The sequence below is a fragment of the Caenibacillus caldisaponilyticus genome (genome assembly GCF_002003465.1).
GTDB lineage: Bacteria > Bacillota > Bacilli > Bacillales > Sporolactobacillaceae > Caenibacillus > Caenibacillus caldisaponilyticus.
In genome coordinates this window covers 1-1,093 of the sequence record NZ_BDDQ01000115.1, presented here as the reverse complement: position 1 = coordinate 1,093, position 1,093 = coordinate 1, and the positions used below count along the sequence as shown (strand labels likewise).

Genomic DNA, 1,093 nt, shown 5'->3' with positions numbered 1-1,093 from the left:
CCAAGATTTCCAACCACTTTTTTTAGAACATCATTCTCCAATTCGCAGCCTTTTGATTTCCCTTTCCAAGTCTTTGTACTCTTTCCGTCTTCCCCTGTGTTCCATTAATCCAAAGTCGCCCTGTTCCCAATATTTCTTCATCCAAACCTTCAGGCGCCCCACATCTTGGATCCCCAGTTCTTCAGCGATTTTTGCCTTGGGAATTCCTTGAAGTCTCATTTCCACTGCCTTCTTTTTGAGTTCAAAGCTGTATGTCTTGAATTTCTGTCCTTTTCTTGCCATGAAAATCACCCCTTAAAGTATTTTCACAGGGGGTTTTTCCTGTGTCTACTTTAAGGGGTGCACTTCATAAATACCACGGTCGTTTATTAGACATGGCCCATTCGCGCCTCCTATTTAATTATACAGCTAAATAGGAAAGACATGCATGAATATTTGAACTACACATTAGTGTAGTTTAAAAAATTTCATCTGGTATAACCAAGAAAACTAAAAATTTAACATTGATGTGACTCACTAAAAAAGCCCACTCTAATCACATTTTGATTAGAATAGGCTTATTTTTGGATTAACTACCGTCATCACTCGATACATGTCGAGTGCGTCACGAAATTGCATTTGAAATAGAACATAGTTCTTATCAATATTAATAAGTCTTTATTATGTCCAATTCTCGGTCTTTGTGCTTTTAGTAACATTAAAGTATTCATGGTCATAAATAAACACCTGTAGTAAGTCAGTAAATCCATAAAGATTTGCTATATAATCAACAAATTGACGTGAGGTACCGTCAAGAATTTTGTGTAATGTAAGATAGATAGGGTATCTCTGAAATAGATTTGGAATAGAGGGGGGCTGGTTCCCCCCCAGGGGACTGAATATTCAGTCTCTTGAGGGGGAAAGGGAGAATCCCCTCATCTCATCTATTTACATTATTTGGTTAATGATAACGTTCTTCAAACATTCGCTCGAGGGCTTCCTGCGCTTCGGCAAATCCTCGCAACTTTCGTTCTGCCCATTTCTCGTTAAAATCTTGAACGGTCAAATATACGACTTTTTCAGCGGCTTCTAAACTGCTCAAACTGTTCATCGG

At 38.4% G+C, this 1,093-nt stretch carries 1 protein-coding gene and 1 pseudogene; both read right to left on the bottom strand.

Translation table 11 applies throughout. The features are described from left to right. Positions 1-30: 30 nt before the first annotated feature. Complete coding sequence (locus tag CCB157_RS16585; protein ID WP_077616917.1) at positions 31-282, bottom strand: helix-turn-helix domain-containing protein; 252 nt, start codon at positions 280-282, stop codon at positions 31-33. Between the two features lie 658 nt (positions 283-940). Next, positions 941-1,093, bottom strand: a pseudogene (locus CCB157_RS16580) (IS256 family transposase); the annotation flags it as partial.

Bases quoted from the DNA above. Each gene is read 5' to 3' on its own strand.
- CCB157_RS16585 (WP_077616917.1), bottom strand. From the start codon at position 282: ATGGCAAGAAAAGGACAGAAATTCAAGACATACAGCTTTGAACTCAAA.